The organism is Treponema sp. R8-4-B8 (genome assembly GCF_054786175.1).
Genome location: NZ_BDHE01000005.1, coordinates 64333 through 82972, shown reverse-complemented (window position 1 = coordinate 82972; position 18640 = coordinate 64333). Strand labels below are relative to the sequence as shown.

Here is an 18640-nt window from a genome sequence, read left to right as displayed (position 1 = left end):
ACCCACTATTCACTTCTTCCTTATAACGTCAAACCCGCAGTAGGGAACCAAAGCTCTTGGGAGGCGCACTGTGCCGTCCGCTTGCTGGAAATTTTCCAGAATGGCGATAATGGCGCGGGAAATGGCGATTGCAGTCCCGTTCAGCATGTGGACATATTTATTTTTACCGTCGTCGTCTTTAAAACGGATGTTTAGACGGCGCGCCTGATAATCGGTGCAGTTTGAGGTGGATGTCACTTCGCCCCATTCGCCGTTATTCCTGCCGGGCATCCACGCTTCCAAATCCCATTTGCGGTAGGCGGGAGCGCCTAAGTCGCCGGTGCAGGTATCCACTACGCGGAATGGTATGTTAAGACCTTTAAAAATTTCTTCTTCTATAGAGCGCAGTTCTTCATGAAAGCGGCTTGATTCTTCGGGCAGACAGTAAACAAACATTTCAAGTTTTGTAAATTGATGAACGCGGTAGAGTCCTTTGGAAAATTGGCCAGCCGCGCCCGCTTCACGGCGGAAACAATGGGAAAGACCCGCCATCCGCAACGGAAGTTTATCTTTTGGAAGAATCATGTTGGAGTAATAACCGCCAAGGGTAATTTCCGCCGTCCCTACAAGACAGGTTTCTTCGCCCTCAAGGGTATACACATTTGACTCCGCACCGCGCGGATTAAAACCTATGCCTTCGAGAATTTCTTCACGGGCGATGTCAGGAGTAATAAAGGGAGTAAATCCCTTCTTTTGCAAAATATCAAGCGCGTAACGGATAAGGCCAAGTTCCAGATAGACCCCTTCGTTTTTTAGATAATAAAATTTAGTGCCAGACACCTTTGTTCCTGAATCAAAGTCGATAATATCGAGGTCCTGCCCAAGCTTAACATGATCAGCGGGGGTAAAATCAAATTTTACAGGCTCCCCTACCCTCTTTACTTCAAGATTGTCTTTGTCTTCCTTGCCAACCGGCGCGTCGGGATGCGCCATGTTCGGGATTTTTCGCGCTTCAGTTAAAAGCTCCGCTTCAACAGCCGCCAATTCGTTTTCCGCCGCCGCGATTCCTTCCTTTAATTTTTTCCCCTCTTCAATAAGAACGCCACGCTCTTCCTGAGCCAGCTTGCCCTTCATTGCGTCCGCGTTAGCGTTACGCTTCTGCTGTAATGATTGTAAGTGGGTAGTAAGTTCCGTTCTCTTGTTATAAAGACGCGCCACCGCCTCAGCATCAGCTTTCATAAACCGATCCGCGATATTCGCCGTAACCGCATGTAAATTCTCAGCGATAAATTTATAATCTAACATATTGGCATTGTAACAAAATAAAAAAACTTGGGCTAGTAGTCAGTAACATCAAAATATTTACAAAACATTATTCCAAAATTTTCTCTCGCAAAGGCGCAGGAGTCTGTAGGAAAACATCAGAGAAGAGGTTCACGCAGAGGCGCAAAGACGCAAAGGGCGCAAAGTTGTTGTTCGTTTGATTCTCGTATTCCTTTCATAATTCTTGTTAAAAGATAATATAACTTGAATAACGAAAATCTTACGTATGAAAACTTTGCGCCTTAGCGCCTTTGCGAGAGGTCTTTTTGTAAGTATTTAATAGTTACAGTTTACTAGTATTATTTAATAGAAAGCACATCAACTCCGCGCTCCAGAGCGACAAGGCCTGTTCTGGCTAACTCCAGAATTCCATACGGGCGCAGAAGAATTAGCAAACCGTTTAGTTTTTCCATGTTGCCTGTCGCTTCGACAGTGATGGTTTTTTGAGAAACATCGACAACGCGGGCGCGGAAGATGCCGGCTATCTCAAGGACTGCAGGACGGTTTTTTTCGTCAACGCCGATTTTTACAAGCATTATTTCACGGCGCAGACAGGAAGAGCCGTCAAGTTCCTTCACGGCGATTACGTCAACTAATTTTTCAAGCTGTTTAATAATTTGTTCTAGGATACGCTCTTCGCCGGTTACCGCGATTGTCATTCTGGAAATTGAAGGATTGTCAGTTTCGCCTACGGTTAAGCTGTCAATGTTAAATCCCCGTCTGCTAAATAGGCCTGATACCCTGCTTAGGGTTCCTGCCCTGTTTTCAACAAGAGTAGAGACAATGTGTTGTTTTATCAGTCCCTTTTTAACCATTGTTACTTTTTTTTGCCGGTTGCCGCATTTGCGACTTTTTGATTTATTTCGCTGAGACTTGCGCGGACAATTCTTGCCTTATCCAAAGCTTCTTGATTTCTGCCCATAGACTGATCAATTTCCGCCTGATCCGTTATATTATGAGCGTTGACGATTGCCTTATCAATCGCGTCATAATCAAGCGCTAACTGCGAATAACGCGCGGCGGCTACATTTTTTGTGGTTTCATCAATTTCCGTCCTTAAACCGGTTATTAAAGAATTCGCTTCCTCTCCGACTCTTTGGGCGCTGACTTTGCCGTCATTTATGGCCTTTTCAGCCGCCGCAATCGCTTCCGCCGCATTGGTTTTGGCGTTCTCATAATTCTTGGAATCCGCTTCCGCTTCCATGCGTTTTATAGCGTCCCTCGCCCGCGCAAGGGTACCGGAGGCATATTGAACCGCGTTTGGGTCATTTTCAGCCTTAAAAACAGCCTCGCGGGCTCTTTCCATTTCTTCAACCGGCGGTTTAGCGCACCCTATAAAAAGAACCAGAATAATACAGAAAATATAGATAAATTTTACTTTCATAAATAATCTCCTCATTTTTTAAGTATAACATATAAAAATATATGTTTCCAGTATTATCTTAATCGTTAGCCACTTGATTATTATCAATACACCCTTTATTTTCTATATATGAATATAGTTCGGTTCTTAAAACCGGCAGTTTTTTTATTTGAATGTATAAAACTCATGGTCATTTCCGCCATTTTAATCATACAGGGTGACGATCCGGGGTTGCTTATAAAGGTCATATTAGCCGCGCCGGGGGCTTTATTTCCCATTATGGCGTTATTTATCTGGCTTGATACCGACCTCTACAGGGAATATCTGCCCCTTTTTTCAGCGGGCAAGTGTATCGGCATTTTCCTTTTATTGGGCTGGTTTATCGTCTCCCGGCAATTTACAATGATTGGGAAAACCTCTGATTATACCGTATATGCCGGACTGATATTATTATGCGCCGATTTACTGTCTTTGGGCGCCGTTTTATTGATTAGTAAAAATGTTAAAAAATTGAACATGGAGGAAAAAGAATGAGAATTATTCCAATCGCGAGCGGAAAAGGCGGAGTGGGAAAATCTTTAGTCGCGGCAAATTTAGCCATATCTTTCGCCCAGGCGGGACAGCGGGTCGTTTTGACGGATCTTGACCTTGGAGCGTCAAATTTGCACCTTGTTTTGGGAAATCATTCGCCAAAAACCGGCGTCGGGACATACCTCAATAACGTCAAATCAAATTTTGCCGACGTTATTACCGAAACCGACGTGCGCGGCCTTAGGTTTATCCCCGGCGACAATGAAATCCCGGGAACCGCCAACTTATCCGTTTCCCAGCGCAAAGCGCTTGTCAAACAATTGCTCGCGTTAAAAGACGATACCGATATCCTTATACTTGACCTTGGGGCGGGAACGCATCAGTCTATTTTAGATTTTTTCCTGCTCTCAAACCACGGCATTATCGTTTCTGCTCCTATGGTTACGGCGGTGTTAAACGCCTACGTATTCCTAAAAAACTCAGTATTCCGCCTGATGTTCACCTCCTGCACAAAGGACTCTCCGGCTCGCGCCCAACTGGAAAATATACGCAAAGAAGGGGCGGGGCATATCTACATTCCAAAATTTCTGCCGCAGATAAAAAAAATAGATCCTGCTTCTCATGAAAGATTTGTAAAACGTTTGAACGCCCTCCACCCCCGGCTGATTATGAATATGGTAGACGAGCCAAAAAACGCGGAAGTCGCGATGAAGATACGCCGCTCCTGCGAAGAATACCTCGACTTAAAAATCGAACACATGGGAATAATCTACCGCGACTCAGTTCAGGATACGGCTCTTTCATCAAGGCTGCCAATTGTTCTTTACAAACCGCAGGCTGTTTTATCACAGGCAATTTACCGTATCGCGGATAAAATTTTGGAGAGCCCGGCGGACGATTTTGAGCTTGACGACAAACAAATAGATGACAGTTTCCAAGAAGCGGAACTTGAAGCGGAAGTTGATTTCGAGGCAAAAATGGAATATGTGGAAGACCTGCTTCATTCAGGAGCGATGAATCAGGGAGATTTAATAGAAACGGTAAAAACCCAGCAGTTTGAAATATCAAAACTTAAAAAGGAAAATAACTTTATTAAATTAAAACTGACAAAAGCCATACAGCAGGGCTTTAAGGTATAGTATGCCGTTATCAATACCGTTTCCTTCATGGCTTAAACCGGAAATAATTCCCGGCCTTCCAGTCCGCTGGTACGGGCTTATGTACATTTTCGCGTTTGCCACGGCGTTTCTTGTGTACCGCTGGCAAATAAAAGAGCGTAAATTTCCCATGTCGGAAGACGATCTTTCCGGTATGTTTACATGGGGAATACTGTGTTTGATTGTCGGGGCAAGGCTTTTCTCCACCCTCATTTATGAAACAGACGGCATTTACATTAAACAGCCGTGGTTAATTTTCTGGCCGTTCCGCAACGGCAAATTCACAGGCCTTCAGGGGATGAGTTATCACGGCGGCGCTTTCGCTGGGCTTCTTTCCGTCATAATTTACGCGAAAGTTAAAAAATATAATTTTAGGGAAATCTGCGATATGTTCGTGGCAAGCATTCCGCTTGGCTATACGTTTGGAAGATTGGGAAATTTTATAAACGGGGAACTGTACGGCAGAGCGACCGCAAGCCCGTTGGGAATGGTTTTCCCGCATGCTACGCCGCTTCCCGTAAGAGAATTGTGGGTAATGAAAATTGCCGAAAAAACCGGCACAGAAATAACAGGGACTCTTGTAAACCTGCCCCGCCACCCATCCCAACTGTACGAAGCGTTTTTTGAGGGAATTGTCCTTTGGGCGATTATATGGTTCTTCCGCAAACGAAAACCCTTTAAAGGGTTCCTGATTGGGCTTTATTTTCTGGGTTACGGCTTTTTCCGTTTCATTATCGAATATTTCCGCGAGCCGGACGCTGACCTTGGATACCGTATAGAATTTGTAAAAAGCACGCTTCCTACCGCTTATGCCCACCCCCTTCTTAGTTTCTCAACCGGGCAAATTCTCTGCTTTATAATGATTCTTTTTGGCGTCGTCTGGCTAATTATAGCTTCACGCCTGCCAAATAAAGAGGTTATCTATGTGTACGGTGAAGATGATGAAAAACCTCCTGCAAATACTGATAAGGAAGAAGCCGCGAAAGAGCGAAACAAGCGCCGTAAATTGCGAAAGAAACTGAAATAGCCACTTGAATATAATTTTCATTTTCGGTACTATAAAACTAACCGGAGGGTCTAATGAGTATAATGGATATGGTAAACCAGGGCAATGTCGCGGGCTTGGCTATTATGGGTGTTATCATTGTTGGAATATTGGCAATGATTTGGTTTTTCAGCAATGAGCTTAAAAAAGCCCATGGGGAAAAAAAAAATGATCAATCCGTAGGTTCCGTAGGTTCCGTATTTTCCGGTACTCAGCAATCAGGAAATTCCGCTGTTACCGCCGCTATTAGCGCCGCTGTCAATGAATACAGAAAAAATTAAATAACATTAAATAAGGAAGGAAAAAATGCCAAAAGTTAAATTAACAGATTTAGTATTGCGTGACGCGCATCAGTCATTGTTTGCTACCCGCATGGTTACTGCGGATATGCTTCCCATTTGCGACAAGCTTGATAAAGCGGGCTTTTTCGCGCTGGAAGCGTGGGGCGGGGCTACTTTTGATTCCTGTATCAGGTTTTTAAATGAAGATCCGTGGGAAAGGCTTAAAAAACTTAAAAAAGCTTTGCCCAATACAAAAATAATGATGCTTTTACGCGGCCAGAATCTTTTAGGGTATAGGCATTATGCCGACGATGTTGTAGAAAAATTCGTTGAATACGCCGCAAAAGACGGCGTTGATGTTTTCCGTATTTTCGACGCGGTAAACGATCCTCGCAACCTTAAAGCCGCCATAGAAGCCGCAAAGAAAACAGGCAAACATGTTCAGGCGACAATCTCCTACGCGGTAACTCCCTTCCATACAATAGAAAAATACGCTGAATTCGCTAAACAGCTTGCCGATACCGGCGCGGACTCAATTTGCGTTAAAGATATGTCCGGGCTTCTTAAACCATACGAAGGCTACGAACTTGTAAAAGCTATTAAAAGAGTGACAGATTTGCAAATTGAAATCCACACCCACGCCACTACAGGCATGTCCGTAGCGACTCTTACCAAGTGCGCCGAAGCGGGAGCGGAGATTTTAGACACTACAATCTCATCAATGTCGATGGGAACAAGCCACAGCCCTACGGAAACAATGGTAGAGATTTTCAAAGGCACGGAGTACGACACCGGCCTTGATACCGCCCTGTTACTCGAAATTGCCGCGTATTTCCGCGAAGTCCGCAAAAACTACAAAAAGTTTGAGTCGAGCTTCCTCGGCGCTGATACCCGTATCCTCGCGAGCCAGGTTCCAGGCGGAATGTTGAGTAACCTTGAAAGCCAGCTTAAAGAACAGGGCGCTTCCGATAAAATTGACGAAGTACTCAAGGAAATAGCGGTTGTTCAAAAAGACTCCGGTTTCCCGCCGCTTGTAACTCCCACAAGCCAAATCGTCGGAACGCAAGCCGTGTTTAACGTGCTTTTTGGCAGGTACAACAAGCTCTCAGGCGAATTCCAGGACCTTGTCGTTGGAAAGTACGGCGCGTGTCCCGCGCAAAAAAATCCCGATGTTGTTAAGAAAGCCCTTGATGCCCTTAAAATGGAAAAAGAAATCACCCACCGCCCTGCGGACGACATTCAGCCGGAATATTCCAAACTTGAAGAAGAGGTAAAAAAACTTTTAGGAACAAGTACAGTTACAACCGAAGACGTTTTAACTTACGCGATGTTCCCGAAAGTCGCGCCTGAATTTTTCAAAAAACGCGCCGACGGGCCCGTGGTTTTTAAACCTGAAGCCGAGAGCGCTCCTGCCGCTAAAGGACAAGCCGCGCGTTACTCTATAAACGTAAACGGCGCGAATTACGACGTTGTTGTCGCTCCCGCAGGAACAGTAGCCGTAGCTCCAACAGCAGGCGCTCCTGTCACAGCCGCCGCGCCTGCCGCGTCAAGTGGAGTTGGTTCTGTAACTGTTATAGCTCCCGTAACCGGCGTTGTACTTCGCTATGCCGTCTCTGAAGGCGCGGAAGTAAAGAACGGCCAAACAATAATAATTTTAGAGTCCATGAAAATGGAACTGGAAATAAAGGCAAACGCGTCAGGCAGAGTGCATTTTATTGTTCCCTTAAACACGAATGTTTTAGGCAAACAGCCTATCGCCGAAATCAGCGGCGCCGGTATTGCCGCTCCTGCGGCGGCTCCCTCGGCTGCCCCGGCTCCAACAGCGGCTCCTGCGTCAAGCGGCGGCGGAACGGTAGTTGGCGCTCCTGTAGCGGGCGTTGTTTTACGTTACTCAGTAAGCGAAGGCGCAACAGTCTCCAACGGTCAAACAATCGCAATTATCGAGTCCATGAAAATGGAACTGGAAATAAAAGCAAACGCCTCCGGCAGAGTGCATTTTATAGCCGCGCTTGGCACTTCGCTTGTTTCCAAACAGCCGATAGCGGAGATAAGTTAGATATTGGACAGTAGTTAGTAGACACTACTACTCTGTAACATCTAAATATTTACAAAAAAACCTCTCGCGAAGGCGCAAAGGTTGTTGTTTGCAGGATCATCGTTTTCCCTTCAAGATTTGTAGTTAAAATAATATATCTTAATCAGCAATGGATTATCGGACAGGAACTTTGCGTCCTTTGCGCCTTTGCGCCTTTGCGAGATAAAATTTGAGAATAATGTTTTGTGAAGTTTTAGATGTTATTGACTAATAGGTCAAAATTTGCAAAAACAGTCAAATTTTTCGTAATTTTTATACAACAAGTTCTTGTAATAATATTTATCTTGTGATAAAATTTAACTATGGCTTGTAATATTATGGAAAAAAGGTCAAATCTCATTCTTCTGGTATATTTGATACTTGCTTTAATAGGCTCGTCTGCCATTTCTGTGGGTGAGGCCTTTTACTTTGAACAGTCAATCAGTGACAATATGGGTTCAGGCAGATATTATTCCTCAGAAAACCATAATATTGATTGGTTAGCCGGAGCTACAATAAGAAAAGCCAACAGCTATTCAAATTCCCTGCTGCGAAACAGCTTGTTCCGCGCATTTTCATTTGCCGGAATATTCGTTATCGCGATGTATCTGGAGGTGGCGAGTCTAAAAACAATAAATAATGACAATGCGCCAACAATAAAAAATCTTATTTCTTTGAAACTCCGAATCTGACGCTTTTTTTTCATTTTGTTTTTCTCCCTAAAATCACAGGGAAAGCGCGGAAGAAAAAGAGGTATTATTTATGGAAAGAATATTAGAAGAAGACATTTTTATAACAGAAACATCACAACCTGCTTCATGGGCTACCTTAAGTGATGCGGGAAAAGACTTAACTATAGACAGCGAAACAGAGGAAAATATAAACCTTATGCTCACGATATGCGACAATCTGAATGAACTCTTCGAGAAGTTAAGCAAGTTAAATTATTTAATGGGGAGAAAAATCATAGAATACAATTTAAACCAAAAAAATAAAGGAGAATAAAAATGAAGATTAAATTCAAGCTGAGCATTATGATGATCGCCATTGTAGCGATCGTGGCGGGTGGCATTGCCATAATTGAATTGGTGAAGTCAAGTGAAATAACTATGGCTCTTGCCAAACAGAAAACCATGTATCTGGCGCGGCAGCGGGCGCAGTATTGGGACGGACGCATGACAGGCTATATAAACATCCTGCAAACATTGTCAAACAACTTCAACTTTTATGAAAACATAGCGGCGGATACACGACGCAAAACATACGAAGACACTTTGCAGTCCGTTTTTGAAGACGTGCCCGATTTTGTACGAATCTTTACCGTTTGGAAACCAAACGCTATTGACGGCAATGACGCGCGTAACATAGGCATGATAGGTTCAACTCCCACAGGACAATTCGCTTATGTTCTTTCAAGGGAAGACGGGACTATAAAGCCTGTAAACGCCACCATGGTTTCTGAGATTATGGAACACATGACGGGACCAAACAAAATGACCGTTTTTATGTCCGACATATCTCCTCTTACTAATATGGGAAAGCAAACTTATTGCGTCAGAATCCAGGTCCCTATTATTAACAAACGTATAAACGACGTAGTCGGAGTAGTAGGCTGTCAGTTGGATATCGCCATGTGTCAGCCCAGAATAGAGCAGACTATGAAAGATTTTGAAGAAGTTACCAGCATGGTTATTTACACAGACCAAGGGTCTATTTTGGCAAATTATCTGCCTGAGTTTATTGGAAAGAAAATTGACGAGGAAACGCAATACGACCAATACTTAAACGACGTTAAAACGGCTATAAAAAACGCGAAAGAATGGCAAGGTATGGCTTACGACCCTGAACTAAAAACAAACATGGTAATGGCTATTGCCAATATTCCAATAGGGGTTTCCCCGACAACATGGTCTGTAATGGTCGGTTCAACGGAAACTTATATAATGAAGGAAGTGAACGCGCTAAGAACGTTTGTCATTATTTTGGCGGCGATAGCCCTAGTAGCGGCGGTTGTAATTATCTACCTTGTCCTGAACAACACTACCGCGCCAATCGTCAAGGTAGCCAACACTCTAAAAGACATCTCCGAAGGCGAAGGCGATCTGACGCGGACTATCCCCGTCGGTTCCAAAGACGAGGTAGGCGACCTTGCCGACTACTTTAACAAAACAATTCAGAAAATTAAGAACCTGGTGCTTCTTATTAAAAAGCAGGCCGGCGCTTTGTCAGATATAGGTACTGCCCTGTCCAGTAATATGACCGAGACCGCGGCGGCAATCAACGAGATTACCTCAAACATCCAGAGCATCAAGGGCAGAGTCATTAACCAGAGCGCCAGCGTAACCGAAACAAACGCGACAATGGAACAGGTTATCGCCAACATCAACAAACTCAACGCCGAAGTGGAAAAACAGAGTCAAAATATTTCCCAGGCGTCATCCGCCGTTGAGGAAATGGTGGCAAATATCAATTCTGTCACCGGCACGCTGGTCAACAACGCGACTAATGTAAATTCGTTAAAAGAAGCCTCCGAAGTAGGACGCTCCGGATTGCAGGAAGTGGCGACAGACATTCAAGAAATATCCCGCGAATCAGAAGGCTTGCTGGAAATTAACTCGGTAATGGAAAACATCGCCAGCCAGACCAATCTGCTTTCGATGAACGCCGCGATTGAGGCCGCCCACGCCGGCGAGGCGGGCAAGGGGTTTGCCGTAGTCGCCGATGAAATCCGCAAACTGGCGGAAAGTTCAAGCGAGCAGTCAAAGACCATTGGCACTGTTTTAAAGAAAATAAAAGACTCCATAGACAAGATAACCAAATCCACCGATAACGTGCTTAAAAGGTTTGAAGCGATTGACACTGGCGTTAAGACTGTTTCACAGCAGGAAGAGAATATCCGCAACGCGATGGAAGAACAAGGCGAGGGAAGCAAACAACTTCTGCAAAGTACAGGCAGTTTGAAAGAAATAACCATACAGGTAAAAGGCGGCAGCGAAGAAATGCTTGACGGCAGTCAGGAAGTAATGAAAGAAAGCCAGAACCTTGAAAGGGTAACGCAGGAAATAACAGGCGGCATGAACGAGATGTCCACGGGCGCGGAGCAGATTAACATAGCCGTAAACAACGTCAATGATATGACCCAAAAGAACCGCGAAGCCATTAACGATTTGTTGCGTGAAGTTTCAAAGTTTAAAGTGGAGTAAATTCTTAAAGAAGTGGTTAGTAGTTAGCGGGTAGCAGATATTTTGTGTTGTTAGTAAGCTAAGAGTATGGCAACAAGCTTAGTTTTCTAACAATAACACTAATCACTACCTGCTAATTACTAACCACTATCTACTAACCGCTAACCACTGGACATCCCCTAATATTCAAAAACAACCTATAACTTGACGATGAATAGAATTTATGTTATATTAAGATATATTAATCTCAATTAAGGAGATAATATGAAATATCCATTCTTGTTATTAACTATCTTTTTATTATTTGGCTGTACTTATGAAGAAACAAAATTTCACGTTTATTATCATGGTAATGATTCTACCGCAGGCAGCCCTCCAAGAGATTCAAGAGAATACTCAACAGGAGAAACCGTAACAATTCTTGGAAAAGGAAATCTCGCGAAAGGCGACTATACTTTTCTTGGATGGCGGTTTTATGATCAGCTTTATTATACGGGAGATAATATAACAATACGTTATGATGATGTGAATTTATACGCGGTTTGGGACGACGGGCTTAATACCCCATTTTCGTTCAAAATTGATAATGGGGAAGTAACCATTACCCGTTATAATGAGCAAAATACCGCTTCTGTTACAATTCCAAATACTCTGCAAAGCAAACCTGTTACATCAATTGATGATAATGTTTTTAGTAATTTGTCTCTAACGGACATAAACTTGCCAAGAAACTTAAAAAATATCGGTATTTGGGCTTTTGCCTCAAATAATATTACCCGTCTCATTATTCCCGATTCGGTAGAATCCGTCGGATTGGGCGCGTTCAGGAATAATAAATTAGCAAAAATTACCTTTGGAACCGGCGTCAGCGCCATAGCTCCCTATACGTTTGGTAATAATCAGCTAACAGATGTTACAATCCCCGATAATATTAAATCTATTGGAGTAGGGGCATTTCATGAAAACAATATAACCATGATAAAGATTGGCGGGGAAGCAGATATTAAGAGTGACACTTCATTAGGGAGTTATGGCGCGTCTTTTAAAGCATATTACGATCTTGAAAAAAAAGCCGGTCTTTACATTTATGTAGGTGATGACGTTTGGGAACGCTACTAAAATAAATAGCCTTACTATTTGCTATTCACTACTCATTATTCACTATTCACTATTTACTACGAGCTTTCCCTTAACTCGCGCAGTTCGTGCAAAGTGCGGAGTTTCCAGACGGCTTTTTCCTGAATTTGACGGACGCGCTCGCGGGTGATGCCTAGATATTTTCCGGTTTCTTCCAGAGTAAGCGGGTTTTCCCCAGTCAGGCCAAAACGCAGTTGGATTATTTTCATCTCTCTTTCTGATAACTGCGAGAGAATCCCGCCTATGGTTTCCTGCAATGTCATGGAAAAAACCATCTCAAACGGTTCGGCTCTAGCGTCGTCTTTAATTAAATCGGCAAGGCGGGTAAGATTCCCATCGTCAACAATGGTGTCCAAACTTGTCGTCTCCTGGGACAACTTCACTATTTCTTTTACCTTAGAAACGGGAACGTCCAAATACTCGGACAGTTCGTCTTCGTTGGGGTCGCGTCCCAAGTCCTGCGTTAGCTGTTTTGCCACATAATAGCATTTCTTGATTGTGTTGAGCATGTGAATCGGTATTCGGATAACGCGCCCCTTGTCCCCTATGCTCTTGATAATAGCCTGCCTAATCCACCAAGTGCCGTAGGTGGAAAAACGGCAGCCTCTTGTGTAATCAAAACGTTCAACCGCTTCAATTAGGCCGATATTTCCCTCGTCAATTAAATCCAATAGCGAAAGGCCGCGGTGCTGGTAATTTTTCGCGATGGACACGACAAGGCGCAGATTGGCGTTTATCATGGAGTTTTTATAATGAAGAAGGGCGCTGTCAAGAGCGGCTTTTTCTTTGCTGTAATCAATATCTTTGTTTTTCTTTTTGTCCGATTCCAGTTCTTTAAGTTTCGCGCGGAGGTTTATTATTTTCTCGCCGATATTTTGCTCTTCCTGCAAAGTTAAAAGCGGGAACCTTGAAATTTGACGGAAGTACAACGCTAACGGATCAGATTCCTTCTGCGTCTTCATTCGTTTTTGAGACTTATCTAATAATTTTTTAGGACGTTTTCCCGTCTTCTCAAACCTAACTTCCATTTTCTACCTCTTAAGTTCTTTGATTATTTCCAGGATTATATCCAGCTCTGGGAGCTAAAGCCGGATCCATAGGATTATCGTTTCGGAAAACCATGAAAAAAAGCTGAGGTTTAACCGAAACCGCGTTAATGCCCAATTTACCCAATTCCATTCCCGGCGTTATTCTGTCGCCGACATTTACGGTAATGGTTTCACAACCGCCGTACATGTAATAATAACCGCCGGCAGTCTCTACAATTACAACTCTGCCAAACTTGCGCCAGGGGCCGGCAGAGACCACATTCCCCTGAGTCAAACTCCGCACCGATTCAAGTTTTTCTCCTTCTACAACAACGCCCATCTGTCCTGTCATGTAAGAAATTTCTTTAGGCGTTACAGGCCAACGCAACGCGTAAATCCCTGTCGGAACCGTCTTGTTTGCCGCGGGCGGTTTGCTTGTCGCATTATTTGCCGCAGACGCGCCTTGCGTCCCAAAAGAAGCGTTCTTTTTCGGCACTTTAACCCCATCGCCTATTTTAAGCACATGATCGGAAGAAAACCCGTTTATTTCCAGTAATCTCTGTAAAGAAATGCCGTTACCTCGCGCTATGCTGTAAAGCGTGTCGCCTTTAACCGCTTTGTAAATAACATACGTTTGCGGATTCTCGGTAACAGGTGTTGTAGCGCCCGTATTCTGCCCCGGCAAAGAAGAACCGTTAGCGGGAACCGGTATTATCAGTTTTTTTCCCACGCTAAGCTTGGAAGGATCTGAAATGCCGTTGGCTTTCATTAGCTCATCAGCCGAAACATGATAAAAACGGGAAAGCGAGAAAATCGTATCGCCCTTTCCAACTTCATGGATCAGATTTTCCGCGACAAGCGTTCCGGAGATTGGAATACCCATCAATATTAAAACCAATAAAAACGTTTGGAGATACTTCACGGCACTTCATTATCGGCGTAAAAGTCAAATTTCTGCACTCGAATTCTGAGATTTTTTGGGTTTTCTAGCATTTTTATTAAAAAATAAGCGAATTTTAACTATGAACAGAAATCCCCTCTCCTCTACACGATGTATGCCCAAAGAATTTATTTTGTACAGTCAGGGCATTTTTATTTTCCAGCCTTTCAAGTACCAGTGACAACGAAAATATCATTTAATACGCTAAATGAAGCGATGCTTCCCTGGAGGTGAGCCGTTAAGTCGAGTGCCTAGGGCGGGTATCGCTTTTTTATTCTAAAGAATGACAAAATCGACAAAAGTGTCATTTTGCCGCATGATATACTATACTGGGCTATACTCATAGGTTATAATGAATAATACGGGAGAGGTAAACTGGTGAAAAAGAAAACCATTGTTTACTTACTAATTTATATAGATGATATTCCAACAAAAGAGAAACTTTTAAGTCTTGGGTTCAGCGTATGAAATATGATAAACTTATCATAGGGAGGAATACCTAACAATGGCAAATGCTAAATTATCGCAGGCCAAAAACGCTAAGAATGATGAGTTTTATACCCAGTGGGCAGACATCGAAAAAGAAGTTCAAGCGTATCTGGACTTTGCTCCCGATGTTTTCTGCGGTAAAACGGTCTTATGCCCTTGCGATGACCCTTATGAAAGCAATTTTTTTAAGTATTTTGCTTTGCATTTTCACAACTTTAAACTAAAAAAACTTATTGCCACCTGTTATGCGGGTTCTCCGATTGCCAACAAAGAGCTTTCTTTGTTTCCCGATGAAAGCGAGGAAAATAAAACCACAAGAAAGCCGCATAAAATTGAAATAACAGAAATTCCAGACATGAATAACGATGGGGCTGTTGATTTAGTCGATGTTGAATTGCTCCTTGCCAGCAACAGGAATCATCTAACCCGTTTAGATGGCGACGGGGATTTTAGGAGCGAAGAGATAAAAAAATTGAGGGATGAAGCCGATATAATCGTTACTAATCCGCCGTTCTCGCTTTTTCGTGAATTTTTGGCATGGATAGTTGAGGCTAAAAAAATGTTTCTTATAATCGGTAACATGAACTCAATTACCTATAAAGAGGTATTCCCTTTAATAAAAGAAAATAAAATGTGGCTTGGTAATGGATTTAATGCTGGAAACGCATTTTTTTTTACACCTTTTGCAGATAGTTATGGCGAGGGTGTTTATAATCCTGAAACTGGTTTAGTTAAATTTAGAAATTGCTGTTGGTTCACCAACCTTGACCACGGACGCCGCCACCAACCTTTATCGCTAATGACAATACAGGACAATTTAAAATTCAGCAGGCATAAAGAAATCAGAGGGAAAAAAACTTATGACAAATATGATAATTATGATGCAATCGAAGTTCCCTATACCGATGCAATACCTTCCGACTATGACGGTATTATGGGCGTTCCTATTTCTTTCCTCGATAAATATTGTCCCGATCAGTTCGTGATTATGGGAGCTACACAGCGTGGCTGCCATGATGAAGTACCGGACACAAGGAAATACGATGATTATTGGGAAGTTAAGCCTGACGGTACGCCAACCGGTTCTTCAGGCGGTAAAACAAATGAAAACGCCAATCTACTAGGAAATGACGGCAAGAAAAATTATTTTATAAATAAGAAAGGAAGAATTATTCAGTCTGCTTATCAACGTATTTTCATCAAAAAAAAGGGTAAATAAATGAAAACGGAACTTAAAAAATATAAAGTAAGCGAAATAGTAGACGGTTTTGTTTATAACGAACTCGAAGGGAAAGGGCTGTTTGGACTGTCCGGTAAACTGACTATACAACCTGAATATCAACGCAATTATATATATGCTGACGGTAAAAAAGATGTCGCAGTCATTGAATCGCTTTTAAAGGGTTATCCTCTTGGGCTAATCTATTTTAACAATGTGGACAAAAATAATTTTGAAGTATTGGATGGTCAACAGCGAATTACTTCTATCGGTCGTTTCACTACCGGAAAATTTTCCATTAAAGATGAAAATGGACATGAGCAATCATATTCTTCCTTGTCTGAAGACAAGCGATCAAAAATCATGGAAAGCGAATTGTTGGTTTATCATTGCGATGGTACGGAAACAGAGATTAAAGAATGGTTTAAGACAATAAACATCGCAGGTGTTCCGTTAAATGAACAGGAATTGCTTAACGCCATTTATTCAGGGACATTCGTAACATTAGCAAAAGCCGAATTCAGCAATTCAAGTAACGCCAATATCCAAAAATGGAGCGTTTATGTTTCAGGTTCGGCGCAAAGGCAGCAATTCCTTGCGACAGCATTATCTTGGGTCGCCGCTTCAAAACAACAACCTTTAGATAAATATATGGCGGAACATCGTTATGATAAAGATATCAAAGAACTTAAAACATATTTTAACACGGTAATAGATTGGGTTTCTGGCGTTTTCCGTGATGTAGAAAAAGAAATGTGCGGTCTTGAATGGGGGCGGTTATATGAGGAATATCATAAAGAATCTTATGACCCTTCAAAAGTATCAAAAGCGCTTCAAAAACTTTACGGAGACGTTTATGTAAAAAACCGTAGAGGGGTTTTTGAATATATTTTAGGCGGTGGAAAAGAAAAACGACTTCTCGAAATCCGTGTTTTTGATGACGCTGTAAAACAGACAGTTTACAAACAGCAAACCAATGCCGCAAAGAAAAAAGGAGAATCAAATTGTCCGTTATGCGCTATCGGGCATGATTCAAACAAAAATAAAATCTGGAAATTGACTGAAATGGACGCAGACCATGTAACAGCATGGAGCAAAGGCGGCACAACAAATATTAAAAACTGCCAAATGCTCTGTACAACCCATAATCGAGCAAAAGGGAATAAATAAAGGAAGAAATAAAAACATGGAAGAAGATGAAGAATATGGTGATTATGAAGGCTGGGTTGAACAGGAAGATATTTTATGTAAGAAATGCGATAGGCCTTTAGACTGCATAATATATGAGATGGACCAAGTTCTACAGTAATTATCAGCGATTAAAAAGCAAGGGGAAATAAATGGGCGAGTACAAAAGACCAAGCTGGGACGAGTATTTTATGGAAGTCTGCGAGGCAATTTCCAAAAGGGCGACCTGCGACAGGGGGCGATCCGGCTGCGTGATTGCCAAGGACAAACAGCTTCTTGTGACAGGCTATGTGGGAGCGCCGGCGGGGCTTCCGCATTGCGACGAAGTCGGGCATCAAATTAAAAAAATGATCCACGAAGACGGCAGAGAAACCACCCATTGCGTCAGAACCGTCCATGCCGAACAAAATGCCATTTGCCAGGCGGCAAAACGCGGCATTTCCATTGACGGAGCCACCCTCTATTGCAGAATGACTCCATGCAGAACTTGCGCCATGCTAATCATCAACTGCGGAATTAAAAGAGTCGTCTGCCAACGCCGTTACCATGACAACGAAGATTCCCTTGCAATGTTTGAAAAAGCGGGAGTAATTATCGAACACCTAAATGATGAATTGCAAAAATATGACAATCAATAGAACCTTAGGTTCACAGAACCTATGGTTCTAAGAACCTAACAGGACTCAAGAATTATGCGGTATTTTAAATAAATCTCTTCTAATGTATGCAATGGGCCGGGGGCATTTACCCTTTTACGCAAAGTGCAAGCGTCACGTCTTTCTAGGAAGAAATCGTAAATAGCCCGAGGATCATGTTCGTTTACAACAGAATAGACAGGTTTGGAATCAAGGTATGACCTGACTTCATCATGGCTTACAGATGATACGCCGTAATGCGTCAACCTGCCTCGAACCTGTAAAATTTCCTCATAAGACAGGCCAAAAAGAAATTCTTCAAGCGCCCATCTTGTATAATCATTTGTGGATTCTTCTTTTAGAAAATCTTCCCATTCAGTATCGGTACCCATATCAATGGATATTCTTAACAGCTCTGTGTTGCCGTCCATCGTCCCAAAACTTGGCGGAGCGGAATCTCTGGCTTTCCAAAGAGAAGAAAGAGCCATAAGGTGATGGATACTGCGCTGATCCGTGCCGCTGTCCCATAGATCGATTAAATCGTTGGCAAGCATGGACTTTGTGTTTGGTGAAAAATCTGGGTCATCAAGGCAGGAAAAATAAACGTCTTCCGCCATTAACGTAAAAACCACGGTAAAGGGAATGTTTTTTAAATGGGAATGTAATTCGGTATTTTTTTCGGTTAGCCGCGAGAGCAGCGCGAACGCGTGAAATTTCGCAATTAAAAAACTGCGAAGAGTGGCTACTTTGGCGGGAGTACGAAGCACATGCGACGGAGTGGAAAAGGCAAGCAATGACTCCGTAAGTTGATTTTCATTAACAAGAATATCCTTAACAAACTGAGTTTCCCTTATAGAAGGATAATCAAATACCGCATTCCCCAAGTTACGCAGCCGCCTAAATCTTTCATGCGCCAAAAAATAATCCTGCGGCCTTTTTTCCTTTAGCCATTCTTCTGTTTTTTCAACCAGAACTTCTTCTTCTTCTGATAGCACTTTATAGGAATGCTCATTAATCTGTATCATAATAGATAGATTATACTATGGATTTTGAAAATACACAAATATTT

General features: G+C 42.7%; 19 protein-coding genes. 13 read left to right on the top strand and 6 right to left on the bottom strand.

Going from position 1 to position 18640, the window contains the following annotated elements; genetic code table 11:
* Positions 1-9 precede the first annotated feature (9 nt).
* The 3 genes from serS to ACYVRA_RS01745 form a co-directional block, all read right to left on the bottom strand.
* A complete protein-coding gene (gene serS / locus ACYVRA_RS01755; protein ID WP_461251027.1) occupies positions 10-1284 on the bottom strand; it encodes a serine--tRNA ligase in 1275 nt (424 codons plus the stop codon).
* Positions 1285-1601: 317 nt separating this feature from the next.
* Positions 1602-2099, bottom strand: a complete 498-nt coding sequence (ilvN, locus tag ACYVRA_RS01750; protein ID WP_461251039.1) for an acetolactate synthase small subunit — start codon at positions 2097-2099, stop codon at positions 1602-1604.
* 20 nt (positions 2100-2119) lie between these two features.
* Entirely contained in the window at positions 2120-2686 is a 567-nt protein-coding gene (locus ACYVRA_RS01745) for a DUF4398 domain-containing protein (RefSeq protein WP_461251026.1), read from the bottom strand.
* Between the two features lie 108 nt (positions 2687-2794).
* Here ACYVRA_RS01745 and ACYVRA_RS01740 point away from each other — a divergent pair, with 108 nt between their 5' ends.
* From ACYVRA_RS01740 to ACYVRA_RS01700, 9 genes are all read left to right on the top strand, one after another.
* Positions 2795-3199 carry a hypothetical protein gene (locus ACYVRA_RS01740; protein ID WP_461251025.1) on the top strand — a complete coding sequence of 135 codons (405 nt, stop codon included), beginning with the start codon at positions 2795-2797 and terminating at the stop codon, positions 3197-3199.
* The gene (locus tag ACYVRA_RS01735) at positions 3196-4335 is read left to right on the top strand and encodes a nucleotide-binding protein (protein WP_461251024.1); all 1140 of its coding nucleotides are present in this window, start codon (positions 3196-3198) and stop codon (positions 4333-4335) included. Before ACYVRA_RS01740 ends, ACYVRA_RS01735 begins: the two co-directional genes overlap by 4 nt.
* Before the next feature lies 1 nt (position 4336).
* Entirely contained in the window at positions 4337-5380 is a 1044-nt protein-coding gene (lgt, locus tag ACYVRA_RS01730) for a prolipoprotein diacylglyceryl transferase (RefSeq protein WP_461251023.1), read from the top strand.
* A 53-nt stretch (positions 5381-5433) separates the two neighbouring features.
* Positions 5434-5679: a hypothetical protein gene (locus ACYVRA_RS01725; protein WP_461251022.1), complete on the top strand. Its 246-nt coding sequence runs from the start codon at positions 5434-5436 to the stop codon at positions 5677-5679.
* Between the two features lie 25 nt (positions 5680-5704).
* Entirely contained in the window at positions 5705-7735 is a 2031-nt protein-coding gene (oadA, locus tag ACYVRA_RS01720) for a sodium-extruding oxaloacetate decarboxylase subunit alpha (RefSeq protein WP_461251021.1), read from the top strand.
* Between the two features lie 341 nt (positions 7736-8076).
* Positions 8077-8445 (top strand): hypothetical protein, encoded by a 369-nt coding sequence (locus tag ACYVRA_RS01715; protein WP_461251020.1) that lies wholly within the window; start codon positions 8077-8079, stop codon positions 8443-8445.
* A gap of 70 nt (positions 8446-8515) precedes the next feature.
* Positions 8516-8758, top strand: coding sequence for a hypothetical protein (locus ACYVRA_RS01710; protein WP_461251019.1), 243 nt, complete (start codon positions 8516-8518; stop codon positions 8756-8758).
* Between the two features lie 2 nt (positions 8759-8760).
* Positions 8761-10956: a methyl-accepting chemotaxis protein gene (locus ACYVRA_RS01705; protein WP_461251018.1), complete on the top strand. Its 2196-nt coding sequence runs from the start codon at positions 8761-8763 to the stop codon at positions 10954-10956.
* A 243-nt stretch (positions 10957-11199) separates the two neighbouring features.
* Complete coding sequence (locus ACYVRA_RS01700) at positions 11200-12054, top strand: leucine-rich repeat domain-containing protein (RefSeq protein ID WP_461251017.1); 855 nt, start codon at positions 11200-11202, stop codon at positions 12052-12054.
* 56 nt (positions 12055-12110) lie between these two features.
* Here the strand turns inward: ACYVRA_RS01700 and ACYVRA_RS01695 are convergent, their stop codons facing one another.
* Together ACYVRA_RS01695 and ACYVRA_RS01690 are read right to left on the bottom strand one after the other, a co-directional pair.
* A complete protein-coding gene (locus ACYVRA_RS01695) occupies positions 12111-13100 on the bottom strand; it encodes a sigma-70 family RNA polymerase sigma factor (protein ID WP_461251016.1) in 990 nt (329 codons plus the stop codon).
* 10 nt (positions 13101-13110) lie between these two features.
* Positions 13111-14022 (bottom strand): LysM peptidoglycan-binding domain-containing protein, encoded by a 912-nt coding sequence (locus tag ACYVRA_RS01690; protein WP_461251015.1) that lies wholly within the window; start codon positions 14020-14022, stop codon positions 13111-13113.
* A 523-nt stretch (positions 14023-14545) separates the two neighbouring features.
* Between ACYVRA_RS01690 and ACYVRA_RS01685 the strand changes: the two genes are divergently transcribed.
* The 4 genes from ACYVRA_RS01685 to ACYVRA_RS01670 are packed head-to-tail and all read left to right on the top strand — an operon-like array spanning position 14546 to position 17574.
* The gene (locus ACYVRA_RS01685) at positions 14546-15748 is read left to right on the top strand and encodes an adenine-specific methyltransferase EcoRI family protein (RefSeq protein ID WP_461251014.1); all 1203 of its coding nucleotides are present in this window, start codon (positions 14546-14548) and stop codon (positions 15746-15748) included.
* Positions 15749-16918, top strand: coding sequence for an HNH endonuclease family protein (locus ACYVRA_RS01680; RefSeq protein WP_461251013.1), 1170 nt, complete (start codon positions 15749-15751; stop codon positions 16916-16918).
* Between the two features lie 16 nt (positions 16919-16934).
* Complete coding sequence (locus ACYVRA_RS01675) at positions 16935-17057, top strand: hypothetical protein (protein WP_461251012.1); 123 nt, start codon at positions 16935-16937, stop codon at positions 17055-17057.
* A gap of 31 nt (positions 17058-17088) precedes the next feature.
* Positions 17089-17574 carry a deoxycytidylate deaminase gene (locus ACYVRA_RS01670; RefSeq protein ID WP_461251011.1) on the top strand — a complete coding sequence of 162 codons (486 nt, stop codon included), beginning with the start codon at positions 17089-17091 and terminating at the stop codon, positions 17572-17574.
* A 35-nt stretch (positions 17575-17609) separates the two neighbouring features.
* Here the strand turns inward: ACYVRA_RS01670 and ACYVRA_RS01665 are convergent, their stop codons facing one another.
* On the bottom strand, positions 17610-18596 hold the full coding sequence (locus ACYVRA_RS01665; protein WP_461251010.1) for a hypothetical protein: 987 nt from the start codon (positions 18594-18596) through the stop codon (positions 17610-17612).
* Positions 18597-18640: the final 44 nt, after the last annotated feature.

What these genes read in the sequence shown, in the direction of transcription:
- ACYVRA_RS01745 (WP_461251026.1), bottom strand. Translation starts at nt 2,686, where the DNA reads ATGAAAGTAAAATTTATCTATATTTTCTGTATTATTCTGGTTCTTTTT.
- ACYVRA_RS01695 (WP_461251016.1), bottom strand. Translation starts at nt 13,100, where the DNA reads ATGGAAGTTAGGTTTGAGAAGACGGGAAAACGTCCTAAAAAATTATTA.
- ACYVRA_RS01670 (WP_461251011.1), top strand. Translation starts at nt 17,089, where the DNA reads ATGGGCGAGTACAAAAGACCAAGCTGGGACGAGTATTTTATGGAAGTC.
- ACYVRA_RS01685 (WP_461251014.1), top strand. Translation starts at nt 14,546, where the DNA reads ATGGCAAATGCTAAATTATCGCAGGCCAAAAACGCTAAGAATGATGAG.
- ACYVRA_RS01735 (WP_461251024.1), top strand. Translation starts at nt 3,196, where the DNA reads ATGAGAATTATTCCAATCGCGAGCGGAAAAGGCGGAGTGGGAAAATCT.
- ACYVRA_RS01705 (WP_461251018.1), top strand. Translation starts at nt 8,761, where the DNA reads ATGAAGATTAAATTCAAGCTGAGCATTATGATGATCGCCATTGTAGCG.
- ACYVRA_RS01675 (WP_461251012.1), top strand. Translation starts at nt 16,935, where the DNA reads ATGGAAGAAGATGAAGAATATGGTGATTATGAAGGCTGGGTTGAACAG.
- ACYVRA_RS01710 (WP_461251019.1), top strand. Translation starts at nt 8,516, where the DNA reads ATGGAAAGAATATTAGAAGAAGACATTTTTATAACAGAAACATCACAA.
- ACYVRA_RS01725 (WP_461251022.1), top strand. Translation starts at nt 5,434, where the DNA reads ATGAGTATAATGGATATGGTAAACCAGGGCAATGTCGCGGGCTTGGCT.
- serS (WP_461251027.1), bottom strand. Translation starts at nt 1,284, where the DNA reads ATGTTAGATTATAAATTTATCGCTGAGAATTTACATGCGGTTACGGCG.
- ACYVRA_RS01665 (WP_461251010.1), bottom strand. Translation starts at nt 18,596, where the DNA reads ATGATACAGATTAATGAGCATTCCTATAAAGTGCTATCAGAAGAAGAA.
- ACYVRA_RS01740 (WP_461251025.1), top strand. Translation starts at nt 2,795, where the DNA reads ATGAATATAGTTCGGTTCTTAAAACCGGCAGTTTTTTTATTTGAATGT.
- ACYVRA_RS01680 (WP_461251013.1), top strand. Translation starts at nt 15,749, where the DNA reads ATGAAAACGGAACTTAAAAAATATAAAGTAAGCGAAATAGTAGACGGT.
- ACYVRA_RS01700 (WP_461251017.1), top strand. Translation starts at nt 11,200, where the DNA reads ATGAAATATCCATTCTTGTTATTAACTATCTTTTTATTATTTGGCTGT.
- lgt (WP_461251023.1), top strand. Translation starts at nt 4,337, where the DNA reads ATGCCGTTATCAATACCGTTTCCTTCATGGCTTAAACCGGAAATAATT.
- ACYVRA_RS01715 (WP_461251020.1), top strand. Translation starts at nt 8,077, where the DNA reads ATGGCTTGTAATATTATGGAAAAAAGGTCAAATCTCATTCTTCTGGTA.
- oadA (WP_461251021.1), top strand. Translation starts at nt 5,705, where the DNA reads ATGCCAAAAGTTAAATTAACAGATTTAGTATTGCGTGACGCGCATCAG.